At 40.9% G+C, this 17,717-nt stretch carries 15 protein-coding genes and 1 tRNA gene; 4 read left to right on the plus strand and 12 right to left on the minus strand.

All coding sequences use genetic code 11. The features are described 5' to 3' along the window. Positions 1 to 22: 22 nt before the first annotated feature. On the minus strand, positions 23 to 2,194 hold the full coding sequence (locus Q0058_RS03160) for a S9 family peptidase (protein ID WP_298221284.1): 2,172 nt from the start codon (positions 2,192 to 2,194) through the stop codon (positions 23 to 25). Positions 2,195 to 2,325: 131 nt separating this feature from the next. Next, entirely contained in the window at positions 2,326 to 3,405 is a 1,080-nt protein-coding gene (locus Q0058_RS03165; protein ID WP_298221285.1) for a PA0069 family radical SAM protein, read from the minus strand. A gap of 143 nt (positions 3,406 to 3,548) precedes the next feature. Here Q0058_RS03165 and Q0058_RS03170 point away from each other — a divergent pair, with 143 nt between their 5' ends. Beyond that, complete coding sequence (locus tag Q0058_RS03170; RefSeq protein ID WP_298221534.1) at positions 3,549 to 4,865, plus strand: hydroxymethylglutaryl-CoA reductase, degradative; 1,317 nt, start codon at positions 3,549 to 3,551, stop codon at positions 4,863 to 4,865. 146 nt (positions 4,866 to 5,011) lie between these two features. Beyond that, positions 5,012 to 5,923: a GYDIA family GHMP kinase gene (locus tag Q0058_RS03175; RefSeq protein WP_298221286.1), complete on the plus strand. Its 912-nt coding sequence runs from the start codon at positions 5,012 to 5,014 to the stop codon at positions 5,921 to 5,923. 54 nt (positions 5,924 to 5,977) lie between these two features. Here Q0058_RS03175 and Q0058_RS03180 read toward each other — a convergent pair whose 3' ends face one another. The 6 genes from Q0058_RS03180 to Q0058_RS03205 form a co-directional block, all read right to left on the minus strand. Continuing rightward, positions 5,978 to 8,074 (minus strand): peptidylprolyl isomerase, encoded by a 2,097-nt coding sequence (locus tag Q0058_RS03180; protein ID WP_298221287.1) that lies wholly within the window; start codon positions 8,072 to 8,074, stop codon positions 5,978 to 5,980. Between the two features lie 108 nt (positions 8,075 to 8,182). After that, complete coding sequence (locus tag Q0058_RS03185; protein WP_298221288.1) at positions 8,183 to 9,442, minus strand: hemolysin family protein; 1,260 nt, start codon at positions 9,440 to 9,442, stop codon at positions 8,183 to 8,185. A gap of 3 nt (positions 9,443 to 9,445) precedes the next feature. Further along, positions 9,446 to 9,637, minus strand: a complete 192-nt coding sequence (locus tag Q0058_RS03190; RefSeq protein WP_298221289.1) for a hypothetical protein — start codon at positions 9,635 to 9,637, stop codon at positions 9,446 to 9,448. Between the two features lie 12 nt (positions 9,638 to 9,649). Next, positions 9,650 to 10,207 (minus strand): LPS export ABC transporter periplasmic protein LptC, encoded by a 558-nt coding sequence (gene lptC, locus Q0058_RS03195; RefSeq protein WP_298221290.1) that lies wholly within the window; start codon positions 10,205 to 10,207, stop codon positions 9,650 to 9,652. Positions 10,208 to 10,236: 29 nt separating this feature from the next. Continuing rightward, positions 10,237 to 11,502: a hypothetical protein gene (locus tag Q0058_RS03200; protein WP_298221291.1), complete on the minus strand. Its 1,266-nt coding sequence runs from the start codon at positions 11,500 to 11,502 to the stop codon at positions 10,237 to 10,239. After that, positions 11,495 to 12,229: a type III pantothenate kinase gene (locus Q0058_RS03205; protein WP_298221292.1), complete on the minus strand. Its 735-nt coding sequence runs from the start codon at positions 12,227 to 12,229 to the stop codon at positions 11,495 to 11,497. The genes Q0058_RS03200 and Q0058_RS03205 overlap by 8 nt, the downstream gene beginning before the upstream one ends. Before the next feature lie 100 nt (positions 12,230 to 12,329). Here Q0058_RS03205 and Q0058_RS03210 point away from each other — a divergent pair. After that, positions 12,330 to 12,402 (plus strand) — tRNA-Phe (locus Q0058_RS03210). Between the two features lie 330 nt (positions 12,403 to 12,732). Further along, entirely contained in the window at positions 12,733 to 13,308 is a 576-nt protein-coding gene (locus Q0058_RS03215) for a helix-turn-helix transcriptional regulator (protein ID WP_298221293.1), read from the plus strand. Between the two features lie 107 nt (positions 13,309 to 13,415). On the opposite strand, the gene Q0058_RS03220 is transcribed toward Q0058_RS03215, so the two are convergent. The 4 genes from Q0058_RS03220 to Q0058_RS03235 form a co-directional block, all read right to left on the minus strand. After that, positions 13,416 to 14,117 carry a VanZ family protein gene (locus tag Q0058_RS03220; RefSeq protein WP_298221294.1) on the minus strand — a complete coding sequence of 234 codons (702 nt, stop codon included), beginning with the start codon at positions 14,115 to 14,117 and terminating at the stop codon, positions 13,416 to 13,418. Positions 14,118 to 14,195: 78 nt separating this feature from the next. After that, entirely contained in the window at positions 14,196 to 15,122 is a 927-nt protein-coding gene (locus Q0058_RS03225; RefSeq protein ID WP_298221295.1) for a carbohydrate kinase family protein, read from the minus strand. A 1-nt stretch (position 15,123) separates the two neighbouring features. Continuing rightward, positions 15,124 to 16,299: a glycoside hydrolase 100 family protein gene (locus tag Q0058_RS03230; protein WP_298221296.1), complete on the minus strand. Its 1,176-nt coding sequence runs from the start codon at positions 16,297 to 16,299 to the stop codon at positions 15,124 to 15,126. Continuing rightward, complete coding sequence (locus Q0058_RS03235) at positions 16,299 to 17,636, minus strand: MFS transporter (RefSeq protein WP_298221297.1); 1,338 nt, start codon at positions 17,634 to 17,636, stop codon at positions 16,299 to 16,301. Before Q0058_RS03235 ends, Q0058_RS03230 begins: the two co-directional genes overlap by 1 nt. Positions 17,637 to 17,717: the final 81 nt, after the last annotated feature.

A 17,717-nucleotide genomic window follows, 5' to 3' on the forward strand; every position in this document is an offset into this window, starting at 1 on the left:
AGTTTTGTTTTGGTTAATGTAATTATAGATTTTCTTTAATGAAATTCGTCATTTTGTTGAACAACTGTATTCTCGTTTTTCCACCAAAAATGCCGTGGTTTTTATCAGGATAAATCTGCGAATCGAATTGTTTGTTCGCCTGAATCAGCGCTTCCATCATCTGCATCGAATTTTGCACATGCACATTATCATCGCCCGAGCCATGAATCAAAAGAAATTTTCCTTTGAGTTTCTCTACATGATTGATCGGCGAATTGTCATCATAACCGCTCGCGTTTTCCTGCGGCGTCTGCATATAACGTTCCGTGTAAATGCTGTCATAGAATCTCCAGTTCGTCACCGGTGCCACGGCAATCGCCATTTTGAATACATCAGCACCTTTCATAATACAGTTTGACGCCATGAATCCTCCGTAACTCCAGCCCCAGATTCCGATTCTTGCCGGATCGACGTAAGGATAACTTCCGATAACTTTCGCAGCATCAATCTGATCTTCAACTTCGAATTTCCCCAATTGTTTCTGCGTGCATTTTTTGAAATCCGCGCCTTTGTAACCGGTTCCGCGTCCATCAACACAAGCTACGATATACCCATTTTGGGCTAGCATCGCAAACCAATAATCATCGGTCGTGTTCCATTCGTTGTTCACTTGCTGCGAACCCGGGCCCGAATATTGGTACATGAACACGGGATATTTTTTTGAAGCGTCAAAATCTTTAGGCTTGATCATCCAGGCGTTGAGCGAGTTTCCTTTAGCCGTTTTCAGAACGAAAAATTCTTTCAAAGGCATATTGTAGGCTTTGAGTTTGGTCGAAAGCGCTTCGTTGTTCTCAATGACTTTAATTTGTTTTCCGGTTTTGGATTCATTCAAGGTATAAACCGTCGGTTGGGCCGCACTCGAAAAAGAGTTGATGAAGTATTGGAAATTCGGGCTGAAAGTAGCGCCATTCGTTCCGGTTTGTGAAGTCAGACGAGTCTTGTTTTTTCCGTCGATGCCAATGCGGTAGACATCACGGTTGATTGAGCCATTTTCAACGGATTGGTAAAAAACCGTATTCGATTTCTCATCCAGACCGTAATAATTCGTGATTTCCCAATTGCCTTTGGTCACCTGATTTTTGAGTTTTCCGGTTTTGTCGTACAGATAAATGTGATTGAAGCCATCTTTCTCGCTCGTCCAGATGAAACTGTTGTCTTTGAGGAACGTCAGGTTATCAGTCACATCCACGTAAGCTTTATCTTTTTCGTTCAGCACCACTTTTGCAGTTCCCGAAACGCCATCAATGAACAGCAAATCAAGGTTGTCCTGGTGGCGGTTCAACACTTGTGCGGATAAGACATTGGCGTCATTCGTCCATTTCATTCTGGCAATGTAGAAATCATTGTAGTTGCCGAGGTTGATGTCTTTTTTGGCGGCTGTCGCTACATCATAAAGATGTAATGAAACGACTGAATTCTTCTCGCCCGCTTTCGGATATTTGAAAGTTTCAACGGTCGGATACAAATCTTTATGGAACATCGACATCGAAAATTCCGGAACGAGGCTTTCATCAAAACGGATAAAGGCGAGTTTTTTGCTGTCTGCGCTCCAGTCGAAAGCCCTTACGAAAGCGAATTCCTCTTCATAAACCCAATCGGTAATGCCGTTGATGATGGCATTTTTCTTTCCGTCAGTGGTAATTTGTGTCGATTTTTTTGAAGCGATATCATACACGTACAAATTGTTCTCTTTGCCATAAGCGATCTTCTTTCCATCAGGTGAAAAGGTCGGTTCCTGTACCTGAAAGTCAAACAATTTCGTTAAGGTTTTTGCGGTAATATCGTATAGAAAATAGTCAGCGGTAAAGGAATGTCTGAAAATCTGATTGGAACCGTTCGCTATTAAAATCATTTTCTCATCAGCGCTGAACGTATAACTGTCAATGCCTTCGGTGAGTTCTTTGTAGTTTTTGGAATCGATCAAGGTCGATACTTTGTTCAAAGTCGCAAAATCGTATAAGTCGATCTGCATCGATTTCGTGGCGCGGTCATAATTGAGTACCGTATATTGGTTGGTGTTTTTTAAGGATTGCAATTCGTCCATTCCTTTGGCTCGGAAGGTTCCCGAATAAATCGATTCGACGGTAATTTTTTCCTGAGCGACGGCAGAAAAACAAAGAAAAAGAAGCGCAACAATCAGTTGATTTGATTTCATAGATAAAATGGAATATAAAAACCGTCAATTTTAGTGAAAATTTTGGATATAACGGCAGTTTTTTCTGTTAAATGCAATTTTCAACGGAACTGTCACATGCTTTTTTCGATTTTATCTGTTTTCAAGCCAACTTATCCAAACAAAGAGAATTGCCCGCCTTTGTATTGTTCGTACAACGATTTGTTAAGTGGTGGAAATTGCTTCCCGGCAAAGTATTTTTTTCGCGCCAAAGCCACTTGTGACCGGATCATTTCAGCGAGTTCGCCTTCACCACGCATGCGGTTTCCCCAACGGCTGTCGTTGAGCGTTCCGCCATGACATTCGGCAATCTGATGCAATACTTTATCGGCTCGATCGGGCATGGCTTTGCGGATCCAGTCGCTAAAAATTTCGCCAATCGCTCCATTGAGACGCACCACTGTATAAGCAATCGACAAAGCTCCGGCTTCCGAAACCGCTTTGGCCATCGGCAGGATTTCATGGCTGTTGATTCCGGGAATAATCGGTGCCAGCATCACATTGACCGGAATGCCATTTTCGGAAAGCAACTTCACGGTTTCTATTCTTTTTTTGATCGTTGCCGTACGCGGTTCGACGAGCATTCTCGTCTTTTCTGAAAGCGAAGTGATGGAGATATTGACGCCGATCAGATTGTCTTTAGCGAGTTCTTTTAGAATATCAAGATCGCGCGCAATCAATGAATTTTTGGTGATAATCGCTACAGGATGGCGGTATTTAAGGAAAACTTCAAGGCATTTTCTCGTGATTTCAAATTGCCGTTCGGCGGGTTGATAGCAATCCGTATTTCCGGACATTACAATGGTGTGGGCTGTCCAGTTTTTACTTTTGAGTTTTTCCTCAAGCAGCTGCGGTGCATTTTTCTTGACAAGGATTTTTCTTTCGAAATCGAGTCCGGCGCTGTAACCCCAATATTCGTGGCTGTTTCTCGCATAACAATAAATGCAGCCGTGTTCGCAGCCTTGGTACATGTTCATCGAAAAACCCATACCGACATCGGGGCTTTCGACTTTGTTGACGATGGTTTTAGGAAAGACTTCGAGAAAACTCGTTTTATTGCTCTCAGGCGCATCGCCTTCAACGGCGCAATAATTCAGGAAATCATCGAGCAGCTCGGTGGATTCCGAGAAAAAGCGGTTGTGCACATTCATTTGCGCGCCTCGTCCTTTGATATATGGGCTTTGTTCCTTCATAACTTCGATTGGGAAGTTACATTGGGAATCAAAGAAAACGAAATCGTTTGTGTTAAAAATTGGCCGTTGTTGATAAAATTTATGCACTTCAAACGAACCCTTATATTTGCTGAAAAGTTATCTTTGTCAAAAAAGATTGTATGATGAACCAAGCCGTTTCCGGATTTTCCAAATTATCAAAAACTGAAAAAATCGAATGGATTGCAAGAACCTATTTCCCAAATCCTGCTGAAGCCACGGCACTTTTGAAAAACTACTGGAATTCCGATGCAGCCTTGCAAAAACTGCACGACGAGTTCATCGAAAATACCATTACCAATTTCTATTTGCCTTTGGGCGTGGCTCCCAATTTTGTCATCAATGGTAAAAACTACACGATTCCTATGGCGATTGAGGAAAGTTCCGTGGTAGCCGCAGCTTCAAAATCAGCGAAATTTTGGGCTACACGCGGCGGTTTTAAAGCTACGGTTCTGAATACTGAAAAGATTGGTCAAGTACATTTCTTCTATACCGGCGAAGAAAAAAAATTGGAGGAATTCTTTGCTCAGATCAAACCGAAATTGTTTTCAGAGACCAAAAACATTACGAAAAACATGCAGAAACGCGGCGGCGGTATTCTCGATATTGAACTCAGAAACCAGACGCAAAAAATTCCAAATTATTTTCAATTGCACGCGACTTTTGAAACGAAAGATTCGATGGGCGCCAATTTTATCAATTCGTGTTTAGAGCAATTTTCAAAGACGTTTAAAGCCGAAGCACAAGCATATGAACCGTTTTCAGACGATGAAAAAGACCTTCAGGTTGTAATGAGTATCTTGTCGAATTACGTTCCGAATTGCATCGTTCGCGCCGAAGTTTCCTGCCCGATTGCTGATTTGGCGGAGAAAAAAATTGAAAACCCGCAAGAGTTCGCTGAGAAATTTGTCCGTGCCGTGCGCATCGCTGAAGTCGAACCTTTCCGAGCCGTGACGCATAACAAAGGCATCATGAATGGAATCGATGCTGTCGTGCTGGCTACCGGAAATGATTTCCGCGCCGTCGAAGCCGGAATTCACGCTTACGCTTCACGAAATGGAAGTTACTCGAGCCTGTCACATGTCAAAATCGAAAATGATATCTTTACGTTCTGGATTGAAATCCCGTTGGCATTAGGTACGGTTGGCGGTTTGACTTCATTGCATCCGTTGGTGAAATTCTCTCTGGAAATGCTCGAGAAACCATCCGCCCAAGAATTGATGCAGATTGTTGCGGTTGCTGGTTTGGCTCAAAATTTTGCAGCATTACGATCCTTGACAACAACCGGAATTCAGGAAGGCCACATGAAAATGCATTTGAACAACATATTGAATCAGTTTCAAGCTACAGCCGAGGAACGTCAGTTAATTAAAAACCATTTTAAGGATCATGTCGTGTCGCATGCCGCGGTCGTTGATTTTATTGGGCAGTTGAGAAAATAAGCTTTAGTTTCTTCCGTTTACAATAATTCAGGAGAAGCTGATCTTTTGTTCTGAACGCCAGAACAAATGGAAATCGCTGCCATCTGTACTGAAAAACTTTCGATGATAATAGTAACAAAAACATAAAATCTACGCCTAAACAAACCATGAAACAGACCTTCTACAGCAACGGAAAACTTCTGATTACCAGCGAATACCTTGTGCTCGATGGCGCGAAAGCTTTGGCTTTACCCACAAAATTTGGCCAGGATTTAATCGTTGAACCCGGAAACGACCACGAAATTCAATGGACAAGCTACGACGATGACGGAAGTTTTTGGTTTGAGGATACTTTCACCTTCGATACGATTAAAAACAAAACCGCTTTTGAGAACCAGCCCGTAAAAACCATGCTGATTGCCATTTTGCATGAAGCCTCTGTTTTGAATCCGGATTTCCTAAAACAAACGGAAGGTTATATCATCACAACTCGGCTTACGTTTCCTAAATTTTGGGGTTTGGGTACTTCTTCAACGTTGATCAATAACATTGCACAGTGGCTTCAAATCGATCCTTATACTTTACTAAGCAATACTTTTGGTGGCAGCGGTTACGACATCGCCTGTGCGCAAAACAATACACCCATTGTTTACCAACGTGTTGAAGGGAAACCAATAGTCAGCCCGGTAACTTTTCTTCCGGAATGCGCTTCGAATATCTATTTTGTGTATCTCAACCAGAAACAGAACAGCAAAAGTGCGATTGCCGCTTACCGTTCGAAATCGCATGCGCTTGAAAACCTCATTCCTGTCTTTGATGAACTTACGGATTTGATATTGCAAAACAATGATTACGACACGCTATCAACCGTTTTAAAACAACACGAGAAACAGATGAGTGAAGTTTTAGATTTGCCGGAGATTCAGAAGAATTTGTTTCCTGATTTTAATGGCGTGATCAAAAGTCTTGGCGCTTGGGGCGGTGATTTTGTTATGGTATTGTCTAAAGAAAATCCATCGCTGTATTTCAGGGGAAAAGGTTATGATACCATAGTGCCCTACACGGAAATGATCTTATAAAAAAAACCCGGTCTGAATAGTCAAACCGGGTTTTTATTTTGATGAAATCCAATCTTAGTAGTTGAATTTTGCTCTGTTATCTTCAATGTCCGCTTCTTCTTTCAAAGCTGGGATCACTCTTCCTGAATACCCTCCAACCTGTGATTTCAATTTGGCTACATAATCCGCATGATTTTTAAGTGCCGGAGCTTTTGTGATTAGTGTTGGTTTTACAACATACACTCCTACAGTTCCCTCGATTGGCGCTGACACTTTATTCAATCCGGTTGCAAAAGCAGTTCCTACGACTTGTCTTTCAAAACCTGCATTAGGAATGTTTGCATTTTCTACGGTCAAATCAACAGCTTGTTGTACTGCAACACCTGAAGCGGTAGCCATAGCCTGCAACGAACTTCCTTTCAACTTCGCTTTGATTTTTTCTGCTTTTTTCTTTTTGATTAAAATAGGCTCTACCATAGGTCTTGCTTCTTCAATCGCGGTCAAACCTTTTTCGTTTACTTTTTTCAACTTAGCGATTACATTTCCTAAATTGACTACTTCAAAACGTTTTACGTCGCCTACTTTGGTTTCTTTATCAAAAGCCCAACGCACGATTTGTCTTTGGTTTCCGGTTGACCCGAAGTATTCGTCCATAGCTTTTACTTTGACTGATGGATTTACGGTCAATCCCGCAGCTTTAGCCGTTTTTTCGAAATCTTTATCGTTAGCATCCATTTCGAATTTCACCGCTTTGGTGTATAATTTATCAGTAGTAGCTTCTGAAGGCTCAATTTTCTGAGCGATGGTAGCCAAACGAATCGCGTCTTGTTTCTCCGTTACATTGATGATATGGAAACCAAAATCTGTTTCTACCAAACCAATCGTTCCAACCGGATTGTTGAATACGAAATCGTTGAAAGGTTTTACCATTTGTCCAGGTCCGAAATACCCTAAATCGCCACCTTGTTGTGCTGAAGAATCATCAGAATTCATCATCGCCACCATAAAGAAACTTCCAGGATTTGCTTTTACCTGCGCTAACAACTGTTCCGCTTTGGCTTTAGCTTGTTCTTTAGTACGTTTCTCTTTTTTGTTAGGCACTTGCGTTCCTTCATAACTGATTAAGATATGGCTTGCTTTAGCATTCGCTCCGGCTTTTCTTCCCATTACTTTTGAAATGCAGTACATGTTGCCTTTCATATAAGGTCCGTAGATTTCACCCGCTGGCAAAGCAAACAAAGCGTCTGCGTGCTCGGCTGGCAAATCTTTTTTAGCCACATAAGTAGAATCGTAAGGAACATCAGAATTTTCATTTACGAAATCAATCGTGTTCGCAGCACCTTTAAATCCTGGCAAAGTATCGTTTTTAGCAGTAGCTTGGTTGTAAACTACTCTTTGGTTCAACAACGCATTAATGGTTGTTTTAACTTCGGTCTCATCTTCAGGCGAGGCTTTGTCTTCAATCAACACATATTCCACTTCGCGGGTTTCTTCCGCTTTGTATTTTTTCTCGTTTTTCTTCATGTAATCCGTGATCTCAGCATCGGTGATTTTGAAATCAGTGTCTTTCATCGAAGAGAACAAAACAGCCACATAATCAAAATTGACTTTGTCCGCTTCCATTTCGTATTTCAATTTGCCTTCGGCGTCAGTAGTATACATTCCGCCTTTTACCAATGAATTGTAGATTTGATATTTCGCGTTGAGTTCCGCGTCTTTTTCTTTGTCTTTTACGAACTGAGCTTGCTCCGGATTCGATTTGAAATATTCTTTAAATTTAGCCAAATCAAAAGCTCCGTTTGTCTGGAACATTGGGTTTTGACCAATATTTTGATCGGCTTTAAACACTTCCATGATGTGTTTCTCGCTGGTGCGGATGCCTAATTTATCGAATTCTGCGGTCAATAAAGCAATCGCAACTTCCTGATCCCAAACACGGTTTACGGCTTGCGTAGGCGTCATGCCTTGTTGTCCGCTTTTTTCAACGTTGCTTACTTTAACTCTGAAATCTTCAAAAGCGATGTCTTTTCCGTTTACCGTTCCGATGTTTTTAGGGTTCGCATCAAAACCGCCTTTTCGGTACAAATCCTGTACGATGAACGCTAATAATGAAAAGCCAATAACAAGTATTAGGAGTAAAGAACGCTGTCTGATTTTTTGTAAAACTGCCATTTTTTTTATTGTTAATTTTTAATTCAGTTTGCGAAAATACAATTATCTATTTAATAACCATAGCCGTATAGTTATATTTTGCAAGTTTTTTTATTTTTTTCCGAAATTTTATTCCTGCAGGTTCATTTTGACCAATTCTATCTTCTTATTTGTGGCTTCTTCGATCGTGAAATGGAAATTATCAATCGTAATCTGCTCGCCTTTTTGCGGGATTTCTTTGGTATGATTGACAATGAATCCGCCGAGTGTTCCGTATGAATCGCTTTCGGGAATTTGAAGTTTATAAGTTTGATTCAGGTATTCGACATCGTGTCTGGTCGAGAATAAATAAGTGTTGTTTCCCAGTTTCTTTTCGATGAGTTCTTCTATCGAATCGTGTTCATCCTCAATTTCGCCAAACAATTCCTCGACAATATCTTCCACGGTAATCATTCCCGAAGTACCGCCGTATTCGTCGAGCACAATGGCCACGCTTTTTCTTTTTTTGGTCAGCAGGTCTAATACATCTTTAATGTAGATGGTTTCGGGCACAAACTCCACCGGAATCAACACAGATTTGATGCTCCTGGGTTTTTTGAACAATTCAAAGGAATGCACATAACCCAAAATATCATCGAGCGAATTCTGATAAACTAACATTTTGGAGTAACCCGTATCAATAAATTTATCTTTCAAAACAGTCACTGAATCGTGAATCTCAACCGCCGAGATTTCGGTGCGCGGCGTCATGATATCGCGTGCCTTAACGCCTGAGAATTCCAATGCATTCTGAAAAATCTGGATTTCCGAATCGATGTCGTCGTGGTCATCGACGGTGCTCATTTGCTCGGTGATGTAATTTCCCAATTCGATTTTACTGAAAAATAAAGGAATCTGATCGCCTTCGGTTTTGAAGAATTTTCTCAAAATGAAATTCGAAATCCACAAAATGAAAGCCGAGATGAAATAAAAAAGCAAGTAGAAAAAATACGCCGGAAGCGCGAAAACCTTGATAAACGTATTGGCGTAAATCTGAAAAAAAACTTTGGGTAAGAACTCTGAAGTGATCAGCACAATAAAAGTCGAAATCGTAGTCTGGATCAGCACATTCGACAAATTGTTCAAATTAAACCCTAAGTTCGAAATCCAGCGCATCAGCAATTCGCCCATAAAAAAACCGTAAACGACCAATGCAATCGTATTGCCGATAAGCATCGACGCGATAAATTTTGACGGTTTTTCGGTGAGTTTGGTTAAGATCTGCGAAAGGAAATTCTGCTGTTTTTTTTCAATTTCGAGGTAAATCTTGTTCGAGGAAACAAACGCAATCTCCATTCCGGAGAAAAGGGCCGCTAGTATTAGACATAAAATGATAATACTAATTTCCATGGTTTAGGTGTTCTTGTTTCTGTTCTCGAATTTTTTGGCGAAGTTGCGGCGGAAGAAAAACATAAACAAAGAAACCGCTGCGATACCAAAAGAAATCCATGGTGATTCGCCCGAATTCAGTTTTGAAATGCCGTCGTAGACGAAAAAACCGCTGAATAAAAGGTAGACGTATTGGGTGTATTTTAGATAATTCATGACAATGATGGGTTATTCCGCCTGATCGATGGCGCCAGTGATGCTTTGTGAATTTACGATTTTAAAATCTTTGCTGAAATCGATGCCTTCGCCGTATGAAACGCCTTTCGGGTCCGTAAATTTAAACTTTTTTTCGGTAAAAAACCATTCGTTCTTTTGATCGAAATAGAGTTGTTCGGTTTCGAGTAACTGCCCGCTTTCGTTCGATATCTTGACGTTTTTCTGCAAATCAATCAGGTCTGTTCCTTTGAAAGTGACGGCATAATCGGACTTTATAAAAGTTCTTTTGCCTTTGTTATCATACATCGTCACGTTAATCCCTTTGGGAAATTCGGTGAACGGAAACTCGACATTGGAATAATCGAGCATTTTCGGGCTGATCAAAATCGATTTTATTTTTCCCGAATCGGTGTATTTTAAATTGAAGTCTTCCGCTTCGCCGCTGGGCATGAATTCGGAGAAATTGATTTTCTGTACTTCCTTGAAATTGCTTTCACAACCGAACATCAGGAATACAACAGAAGCTGAAATCCAGAAGCAAAGCCGGGTATGTTTAGCAATATTCAACATCAATTTGTATTAGGACAAAAAACTTGGTCTTAGTCGTATTTTCTTTTGATAAACCAACGGTCGTTCAACGACAGGCTCAAAATGACATTGGTGTAGTTCTCTTCAATCAGCAAAGCTTTGGCCGTGCCTCTTCTGCCGTATTCAACACCCAGATTAAGGTTTGAAAAAGTACCACCCAATGGCAATCCTAAACCGGCAGTAAACGCATAGTCTCGAATCGTTTCATTTTTAATCTTCATGCCTGTGTTCTCATAACGGAAACCACCACGGTAGGTGATTTTCTTGAAATAATTCGAGAACGAAGTATAATTGGGGATGTAATAGCCGCCAAGCCCAAACTTGAAAGCATTCTTATAAGTCACATTCTGTATGTCGTTGAAACGATTCCCGAATTTGCTGTTTTGCTGAAAGGTCAGTTCCGTTCCCATCATCCATTTTTTGCTTTTGCCGACTCCGAAACCGAAGGTGGCTTTTGCGGGCAATTTGATGTTGTTGGTACTTGACTCAGAAGCTGCTACGTCAACATTTTGAGGGTCGAAAAAATCAGAATATACCACGGTCGAATTTGTTCGGGTATTTTTTGACCTTAAATTGCTTTGCGGTGAAAAGATGAAACTTCCGAAGGCGTCGAGCTTCTGATTGATTTTTCTTTTATACATCAAACTCAGGTTTATATTGACTCCTGAAAGTTCTGAAGTGTTAACCTCTTGGGTTCCGAATTGCAAATCTGATATTTTTTCTATACCAGTGGTTTGAACATTACCAAAGTTGTAATTGATGTCAGCTCCGACATTAAGGTTCGGATTAATTTTATAACCAAAACCGAGAAATACTTTATTGAGCCCTCCGGTCCCTTCATATCTTTTAATGGTTGTAGTAGTTTCGTTGTTGACAGTGGTACTACTTTCATTTCTAATTCTATAGCCTACCGCGGAATAAGGAATCAATCCGAATCCGAACCCCATTTTTTTCATCGGAATTCCGACCGCCATATAATCTAAAGTAGTTCTTTGTGCCTTTTCGTTAGCGGTAAAAGAGTTGAGTCTACTCGAATTAAATGAGCCGCCGACGGTATAAGTGGTCAGGTTAAGATTGGCATAGGATGCCGGATTTTGAATATTCACATGGATACTGTCCGAGAAAACCGAAACGCCACCCATCAATCTGTTTTCAGCTGTTCCTTTGAATCTCACATCGCCAATGCCATAAAAAGAATATGGGGAAGAAGTAGATTGTTGCGCTATGGTTACTATGGAAAAAAGTAGAAAAAGAGCAAGATTGATTTTTTTAATCATTTTTGATTTTATATTGAAAAGTTCGGTTCAGACTTTCGAGAAGAAAATTTGAATTGGCAAATATGGTATTTTTTAATCGTTTAGCCAAAAATTCTGCGTCGCCGCCCGTTAAAATTATTATAATTTTTGGGTAATGCTGTTCGTACTGTGTGATGAAACCGTCTATTTCATGCAGGATTCCCTCGACAACGCCAACATGCATAGCTTGCTCCGTGGTATCACCGATAAACAGGTTCGGATAGGTGGCCGAAAGCAAAGGCAGTTTTGCTGTATATTGGTGCATGGCCTCATACCGCAATCGGATGCCTGGTGAAATGGCGCCGCCAAGATATTGATCCTGATCATTAACGAAATCGTAAGTAATGCAAGTGCCGGCATCAATCACCAAACGATGCCGCTGAGGATATTGCAGCACCGCACCTGAGGCCAAAACCATTCGGTCAATGCCCAGCGTTTTCGGACTTTGATATAAATTTTGGAAAGGAAAGGCAAATTCCCGCGAAATAAAATGAATATGAAGTCGGTTTTCAAACGCAGAAAAGGCTTCTTCGGCAGTTTTTCCGACCGATGCGGCGATCAAATCGGAACATTTGGGATATTTTTTTAGAATGTCATCGATGTCCGATTGTAATGCTTCTTTCGAAAATGAAAGGACTTCTTTCAAGGTATCGTGTTCAAAAACAGCACCTTTAATCCGGGTATTTCCAATATCGATCGCTAGCAGCATAACCTTGATTTGATGCGGCGAAGTTACGAATAGATTTTTTTTAATATTTGTTTTGTATAAATTAAAAATCATTCTATATTTGCAACCGCTTTAAGCGAGAGGTACCTTAGCTCAGATGGTAGAGCAATGGACTGAAAATCCATGTGTCCCTGGTTCGATCCCTGGAGGTACCACAAAAAAACCCGAAACGATTTGTTTCGGGTTTTTTGTTTTTTATTGATTTCACGTTTATTTTCCGATTTTCGGAGTTAAAATTTAATTCGGTTGTCCAAATTGGTTATTGGTTAAATCAACTTTCCCAATGTAACGGTTGGTTAGGAGGCGCTCCATGTAGTTTTAAAACAGAACCGAATTGGTAAATCAATCGATGAATCGTTCCATCTAGCCTATCTAATCAGAAATTTTCCTTTTAAAAAAACTTGTGGCAAAAATTTCCTATTTATAAAAATTGCCACAAAAACTGTGGCAAAAAAAAATTCACAATTCATTTTGCCACAAAAAAAGTGGCGAAATTTTTGCGCGACGAAAAATTGCCACAACAATATCCGATGATGAAAAAAGAAGCCTCCATCCGAACGTTACTAAGTCTTACCCAAGAAAATGCCGCGATGTTGCTTGGCGTGAGCCGCAGTCAATGGTCAATGTACGAAATCGGCCAACGCGACCTCCCCTTAGCCGCCAAGCAACTTCTAGCCGAAATGCTCACCCACATACAAAAACCTAGCGCCACAGCCAAACCCGCAACCGACAAACAGCAACGCGCCAAACAACACCAACAGCTCGAACGCTTACTCCGCGAAAACGAATACCAACAATTAGTGCTAGCCCGAAAAACAGCCACGATCCAAAAAAAGCAAGACGCACAGGCACGCTTATCGATCCTCGCTGATTTCTTAAACAAGCGTGAAGCAAAAGGTGAAGCCACGGGAGCCATGCACCACCAAAGCATCCTGCGCAAAGCACAACAAACTCTGGCGGATGATCATGCCAACATACTGATGCAATACGAATTAAAAAAAGAGGTGTTGGAATTTGAACAAAAAGTAATCGAATATAAAATGAAACAGCAGGATTTGTAAAATGGCGCTACAAAAAATCCAAATAGCAATAGTCTGTTTTTTTATGATTCTCAAACAACAATTTTCTAGGACTTACTTTAAATACTAACGCATCGAATGAACGCTGACTAGAGCGCAGCAGCATATTTTTCATAAATTTTTGTTCTTTTCAATACCAAAAAAAACAGGATTCCGAAAATGGCGCCAACAGAATTCAAAAGTTGGTCATCAAGTTGTGCTTTTCTGCCGGGTATAAAAAAATGCTGCACGCCTTCGAGCAAGGCACCGCCTAAAAAGCAAATTCCGAAAACGAGCCAATAATTGCTTTTGTATTTCCTGCGATGAAAAAGAATAGACAATGAAAAAATAAAATAAGTCATAAAATGCGACACATTGGAAAAATGGTCTAAAAGATAATTCGTAGAAGTGGCCTGATTGATGAAAGTATTTCTTTCGTTGGGAATCACAGGTTCTGTCTGCTGTTTCTGATCATCGCACATACTGCCCAACATCGGGATTTGATCCGCAATTTCCTGGGTTATGATTTTTACGCCTCCGTCCTCATACCGAGTATTGGCCGGCGGATTTCCAGACCCCAGAAAACACTCTGGGTTAGGATAAGCATATTTGCCTTTCCCGGAATAATAAAAGATAGCCTCGCTTTCGACGGTCCCAAAATTGTCCCCTACTTTGGGCATTTCGTGATAAATTTTCTTGTCGAGGCTTGAGCCGTATGGAATGCATTCTAAACAAGCTATAACCGCATAAACGAAAATGGGATGAATGATGAATTTTATGATTTTAAAAAGCATTTTGTCAATGGGTATCACGAAGTATTTGGAACGGGCAATTTAAGCAAAAAGCGTCAAAGTCGAAATAAAAAAAATCCGTTTTGAGGACGGATTTTTTTACAATAATTCTTGTGCTATATTGATATTATCGGGCAACCTGCCTACATTCTGCAGCTTGATACTCGCCAATTTCTGTGCGATCGACAAACATTCATCGAGACTCTTTTTTTGGAGTTTAGCAAATAAAAAACCCGTCCAGAAAGCATCGCCTGCGCCTGTGGTGTCTTTTACATCCTTGATGGGAAGTGCCTGCTGAGAAAAAACACCTGCTGATTTGTCGGACAATTTCACACCATCTTTCCCTTTGGTCAAACAAACCGTGGAAACGCCCAACTGATGAAAATAATCAAAAATCTCGTGCTCTGTTTTCACTTCACCAAACAAACGCAAACAATCATCTTCACTGACTTTAACCAACGGATTATTCGACAAATAGTCTTTCAGGATTTGATGCGCTTCATAGCGATTGGGCCAAATTTTTTCGGAATAATTGATATCAATACTCAACTGCAATCCTAATGATTTTGCTTTGTGGGCGCGATTTAAAATAGTACTTCGCGCAGGTTCTTTACTCAATGCGAAGCAAGTGGTGTGAAAAATTTTAGCGTTCGCCAGCAAATCGTCCGGGATTTGGTCCTCTAAAATCTCGCAATCCGCTTCTCTGTAGGCTATAAAATCGGGGGTTTGGGTAGACCGTGAAATAAAAATGACCGACGTAGGCTTGGTCAACGACTTTCTGATTTGCGAAACAAGCACTTTGTTTTTTTGTAATTTTTCCATCACAAAAATACCCAAGCCATCACTTCCACTCGTAGCCACTAAAGCCGCATTCAACCCAAGCCGCGAAGCATTGACCGCAACGTTTGTCGGTGAACCTCCTAAAAAACGATGAAAATCTTTGGTGTTTTGAAGCGTTTCAATCTCGTGCCCAATAAAATCGATGAGCACTTCTCCTACGCATATAATGTCAATTTGTGTATCCAATTTAAATTAGAAGTTTAAAATTATCCTGTATTATTTGTTGTAAAAAAACGGACGATGCTGCGCTCCAGGCACAAAAAGGAACGCCATTGGGAGCCGTAGTTTTGGTATTGAAATTTTCATAAAATCCAAAATCGGATTGCGCATTGGCTTTGTGAATCGCCGTCAAAACTGATGCTGCTGCCTCTTTCTCGCCTTTTGAAAACAAGGCCCAGCCGAAAAAACCATTGACCATAGGCCAACTGCCGCCATTATGAAACTCGTAAGGGAAATTTCGGAATTCATACTTGCAATTGTTTTTCAACAAATTCCAATCCGGATCGGTTTCTGAAATCGGTGGCCAAAATGCCGGAATCAATTGCATCTCTTGCATCATTGAAAGTTTTTCGGAGTATTTAATCACTCTTTTTTGAAAACTATCACTACCGATATTAAGCAATAAGGCCAGTGAATTAGCAAAAGCGTCGAATTGTGTTTTATAACCTGCAGGCGAAAAAGAACAAGGCATGTATTCTCGAAATTCTAATTCGTGGTAAGCACGCTCATGGAATTTTTCTCCGTTACTATTGGGTGTAAAATTGATTTCTATCTGTTGGGTGATGTTCGCAATTTTAGCGGCTATAGATTCTTGTTGGGCAAAATGATTATAAGATTTCAACGCCCATATCCGAAGCAGTTGATCGTAAAGCGTATAACCGTCGGTGATGTATTCATCGGCCCAATTCCCGGAAAGCGGCACATACATTAAATGCTTGTTGTTGAATTCCCAAGCCTCAAGAAGCTGCCAGCATTTGTGAATATTCGGCTCGAATTGCTTTACAAACGAAGCGTCATTTTTATAAAAAGCATACTGACAAATTCCGATGACAAACCACGAAACCGCATCGACCCTGCCGGCCAAACCACCATAACTGACTTCCGTTTCTTGTTCTGAGACCAGCACATTCGAAGGAATCGTTCCGTTGGCATGCTGGTGTTGGGCTAAAGTTTCGAGTGTGTTTTTGAATGTTGCTATTAATTGTTCATCGCCCGAGGCTAAAGCCGCCAAACCGCAAATCACACCATCACGCGCCCAAACTCTTTTATAGTTAGTAATGGATGCTGCACTGGCTAAAAATCCTTCCGAAGAAGAGCAACGGTGTAACAATTCAATGGCTTTTATGTAAGGTGTGTTGGGCATTAAGCGACGATTTGATTTTTATTTTTAACGGTGATAAACAAAGTAAACACAGCGCCAATGATCAGGAACAAACCTGCGAGTCGGATCACATTGACCGGATTTTTCCCTAATAAATCATACACAAAAAACTGCATCGTAAAAATTTGAATCGCCATCGGAATGACAATAAACATATTGAAAATGCCCATATAAACACCGCGTTTTTCTTTTGGAATGGAACCGGCCAGCAATTGATACGGCATCGCCATCATTGAAGCCCAAGAGATTCCGAGTCCGAAAGAATACAAATAAATGGAACTGATCGCTACTGGTTGTCCGAACGGATTGTACAGATGAAAAAGCACATCGACATTGTTGAGATACGGAATGCAAATCAGTCCTAAACCGCCTAAAACCAAAGCGCCAAAATGAACGCCTTTCGCACCAATCTTTCGGGCAATCGGAACCAAAGCAAAAGCCACTACAAAACAGATGATATTATATGTTCCGTTTAAGTTTCCCGTGAGCAGTTGGGCTTTAGAAAATCCTTCAGATGCTTGATCTGTAGTGTGAAAAACCGACACCGACAAACTCGAAGTAATGTATTCCCAATAACAAAACATCGCGTACCAGCTAAAAAATTTCACGGGTATGAGTTGTTTCATCGTGAGCGGCATGGTTTGAAAAGCCATAACAATATCTTCCCAAGTTCTTTTAAAAATATTGGCTCTTGCTCTCTGCAATGCCATTTCTTCAAGTTCGGTTTCTGTAGGTGGATATTCTTTGGTCGTAAAAACCGACAGCAAAATAGAAACGATAGCGGCCACGGCACCGATAAAAAATGCATAATAAGTATACGTTGGAATGCCGTTGCTCATTTTGTCCGTAATCGCCAAAACACCAAATGCGACCAAAATGGCCGGCGTAAAATTGGCTAAAGTAATTCCAAGTCCGGTAAAAAAGCTTTGCATTAAAAATCCAATGGAATGTTGTTGGTTGGGCAATTTATCGGCTACGAAAGCGCGATAAGGTTCCATGGCGATGTTGTTTGCGGCATCTAAAATCCAGAGCAAACTGGCGGCCATCCAGATAGAAGTAGAGAACGGCATAAGCACCAAAGCCACACTCGAAATAATCGCGCCCACCAGAAAGAATGGTTTTCTGCGGCCAAATTTTGGTGACCAGGTGCCATCGCTAATCGCTCCGATAATCGGTTGTAAAATCAAACCTGTAATCGGGCCGGCCAACCACAGCATGGGCAAACTCGCTTCATCGGCGCCTAAATATTTGTAGATGGCGCTCATATTGCTTTGCTGCAGTCCGAAACTGAATTGGATGCCGAAGAATCCGAAATTCATGTTCCAGATTTGCCAAAAGTTGAGCTTAGTTTTTTTGAACGACATCATGGTTTTCTGGATTAAAAATTAAAAACAATTCCT

This window comes from Flavobacterium sp. (assembly GCF_027484705.1).
In the GTDB taxonomy this organism is placed as follows: Bacteria; Bacteroidota; Bacteroidia; order Flavobacteriales; family Flavobacteriaceae; genus Flavobacterium.

What these genes read in the sequence shown, in the direction of transcription:
- Q0058_RS03160 (WP_298221284.1), bottom strand. Translation starts at nt 2,194, where the DNA reads ATGAAATCAAATCAACTGATTGTTGCGCTTCTTTTTCTTTGTTTTTCT.
- Q0058_RS03165 (WP_298221285.1), bottom strand. Translation starts at nt 3,405, where the DNA reads ATGAAGGAACAAAGCCCATATATCAAAGGACGAGGCGCGCAAATGAAT.
- Q0058_RS03170 (WP_298221534.1), top strand. Translation starts at nt 3,549, where the DNA reads ATGAACCAAGCCGTTTCCGGATTTTCCAAATTATCAAAAACTGAAAAA.
- Q0058_RS03175 (WP_298221286.1), top strand. Translation starts at nt 5,012, where the DNA reads ATGAAACAGACCTTCTACAGCAACGGAAAACTTCTGATTACCAGCGAA.
- Q0058_RS03180 (WP_298221287.1), bottom strand. Translation starts at nt 8,074, where the DNA reads ATGGCAGTTTTACAAAAAATCAGACAGCGTTCTTTACTCCTAATACTT.
- Q0058_RS03185 (WP_298221288.1), bottom strand. Translation starts at nt 9,442, where the DNA reads ATGGAAATTAGTATTATCATTTTATGTCTAATACTAGCGGCCCTTTTC.
- Q0058_RS03190 (WP_298221289.1), bottom strand. Translation starts at nt 9,637, where the DNA reads ATGAATTATCTAAAATACACCCAATACGTCTACCTTTTATTCAGCGGT.
- lptC (WP_298221290.1), bottom strand. Translation starts at nt 10,207, where the DNA reads ATGTTGAATATTGCTAAACATACCCGGCTTTGCTTCTGGATTTCAGCT.
- Q0058_RS03200 (WP_298221291.1), bottom strand. Translation starts at nt 11,502, where the DNA reads ATGATTAAAAAAATCAATCTTGCTCTTTTTCTACTTTTTTCCATAGTA.
- Q0058_RS03205 (WP_298221292.1), bottom strand. Translation starts at nt 12,229, where the DNA reads ATGCTGCTAGCGATCGATATTGGAAATACCCGGATTAAAGGTGCTGTT.
- Q0058_RS03230 (WP_298221296.1), bottom strand. Translation starts at nt 16,299, where the DNA reads ATGCCCAACACACCTTACATAAAAGCCATTGAATTGTTACACCGTTGC.
- Q0058_RS03235 (WP_298221297.1), bottom strand. Translation starts at nt 17,636, where the DNA reads ATGAATTTCGGATTCTTCGGCATCCAATTCAGTTTCGGACTGCAGCAA.